Genomic DNA, 2,753 nt, shown 5'->3' with positions numbered 1-2,753 from the left:
GTGGAGATGCGAAGTATGATGATGGGAAATGGACGCTTCCCGGTTTCAAGATGATGACCTTCAAGGAAGATGGCAGCTTTGAAGAAGAGGATTATGATAGTATTTCAGCAGCATTTGCTGGTGTAAATGATGTCTTCAAGAAGCTTCATAGTGAAATTTCAGACAACATTGAGCAGAATGCGTTGTTATGGAGTGAAGCTGAAGGTGCATTTGTCGCGCAGCATGAGAAAGAAGGTAAAAAGGAAAACAGCAAGATCACGTTCCTTGCGGATGGGGATATTGCGAAAGATTCGAGTGATGCGATTACTGGTGGTCAGATTTATGATCTAAAACAGATCTTTGCAGGATACTTTGGCGGAGGTGCTGGCTATAATGATAAAGGTGAATGGCAATCTCCTACCTTCTCCATTCAAGGCTTCAATGAGGATGGTACGAAAAAAGAAAAGAAAGAAGAGCGTAAGAGTGTCTCAGAAGCATTTGATGTTGTTAATGAGAGCATGAGCACGATTAACGATCGTATCAAGGAAGTTGAAAAGGATGTCTCATCGAATGGTCTGAATTGGGATGACAAAGAAGGAGGCTATAATGCCGCTCACGTTGATGATCAGGGCGTAAAGAAGCCCAGTAAGATAGTCAATGTCGATGATGGTAAGGTAGAGGAACACTCGAAAGATGCTGTGAACGGAGGTCAGCTTTGGAAAACGCAGCAGATGATCAGCGATCAGATCAAAGATGTTGAACATAAAGTTACGGATGGTGCTGTTCAATATGATAAAGATAAAAAAACAGGCAAGAAGGGCAATACAATCACATTAGTTGGTGGCGATGAAAGTGCACCAGTAGTCATAGATCAAGTTGCAAATGGAAAGGTTGAAAAGGATTCGAAACAAGCAGTTAATGGTGGTCAATTACAAGAGAAGATGGATCTTGTGCTTGAAGATGCTAAGAAGTATACGGATGAGAAAGTTGCAAGCTTTGTAAAAGATGGAGTTGGTGAGGCTAATTCTTATACGGATATGAAGTTTGCAACGTTAAGTTATACCATTGAGGATGTTCGGAAAGAGGCAAGACAAGCCGCAGCCATAGGTTTGGCAGTGTCCAACTTGAGTTATGATGACACTCCTGGGAAAAATTAGCCTATCCTTTGGTAGTGGTTTGTGGCGGAGCCAATCAGCGTTTGCTTTTGGAGCTGGTTATATGTCTGAAAATGGAAAGATACGCTCGAATGTATCGGTGACGAGTGCTGGAGGTCATTTTGGGATAGGTGCGGGGTTTAGAGTGACGCTGAATTGACAATGAACAACAAAAATCCAAAAAGGTTATTCTAAATAAAATAAAAAAGATTCTAATCATCAACTCCATTAAGTTCTTATTTGATATTGGTCGTAATGAGAGATTGATGGTTAGAGTTAGGTAAAGTACAGATGATACAATAAAACCTACACAACTACCCCAATAGCAGCCGCTATAACAAGATTTTTAGTAGCTTCATAAGCTATAATACTTTACGCTTCCCATTTTTTTTATTTGCAAAAATATAATTTCGGAATTGTTTCATGAATTAGAAAGAATTATTCTATAAAAAAATAATTAAATGCATTTTTCTCTTGCTATTTTTTTTAATAGCCTATAAAAGGCTCTCAAAGACATTGAGAGATATTTTTACAAAACGGGGGGCTGTGATTATGAAAAGATCATACATCCACTATCAATCTATTCCACAGCGCTTTAAGAGATACAACTCTAAAGTTGTGCATGTCTCACTTATTACAATAAAAACAGAGTAATCTCACAATAAGTATCCTGAGTTACTCAGAAAATAATCCAATCCCTTTGCAATAAATATTCTTTATTGCCTCTCAAATACAGAACATTTAAATAGCGCACGAATATGTCTCTTCGATTATTCCATTTTTTCGCACACAAAACCCCTTGGGCTCTTTTTCAAAAAGAAAACCCTCCCTAGCACCGGAAAAACAATCCTATTATCTGGATTATCAATCAATGCCAATTACAATTCCCTTGAGGCTTAGATAGTCCTTTTTTCCGTTACGACAACCCTAATCTTTAAAAAATCTCTGAAGCCTTTTAGCGTCAGAATATGTCTTTTTAATGTTTTTAATATGTTTTTATTACTTGGAGAAGTTATTATGAAAAAAATATATACCACCCCCAAAATGTCAGCAGTGAGTAATTTAAAAAACTCTTGTTCGCCTTATGGGTTATCTTTTATTAAAACGCTTTCATTGGTGTCTGCAGCTATCTTTTTATCAAATGCTTCTCCTGTTTCTGCTTGTGATGTTTGGGGTAATGTATCAATGTATTTTGGTGGTGGTGCAAATGTAAAAAAAAGTATTGCTCCAATCTATGTGATTGACGGTAAATTGTACAGAAATGTTGGCGCTGCGTTTACAGGGGTAGATCGTAAGTTTAAAGATTTATCATCTGATTTCAAAATGTTAGAAGCTGATATGCTTGTTAAGCAAAATTCTTTAAAGGTTATTACAATTGGAGCAAACAGAGATGGTGATACAATAGATGTTGCAAATAATTCTGGTAAAATGCGGTTCATTACTGGTGTTCATGATGGTTGGATTGGTTCAATATCGGATCAGGCAGTCAATGGTTCCCAGCTTTATTCGATGAGCAATACCCTTGCAGGCTATTTTGGTGGTGGTGCTGGCTATGAAAATGAAAAATGGAGTGCTCCTACTTTTACGGTTAAGGTCTTTGATAAGGATGGTAGCGGAGCT

2 pseudogenes are annotated in these 2,753 nt (G+C 37.6%); both read left to right on the top strand.

Annotation, left to right across the window (positions count from 1 at the left end):
- Nucleotides 1-173: 173 nt before the first annotated feature.
- Nucleotides 174-1,293 (top strand): annotated as a pseudogene (locus FNZ60_RS08860) (YadA-like family protein); the annotation flags it as partial.
- An 857-nt stretch (nt 1,294-2,150) separates the two neighbouring features.
- Nucleotides 2,151-2,753, top strand: a pseudogene (locus FNZ60_RS08855) (hypothetical protein); the annotation flags it as partial.

Origin of the sequence: Bartonella massiliensis, from assembly GCF_902150025.1 — a bacterium.
In the GTDB taxonomy this organism is placed as follows: domain Bacteria; phylum Pseudomonadota; class Alphaproteobacteria; order Rhizobiales; family Rhizobiaceae; genus Bartonella; species Bartonella massiliensis.
The sequence above is the reverse complement of the archived record's forward strand: the minus strand, read 5'-3'. Positions and strand labels throughout refer to the sequence as shown.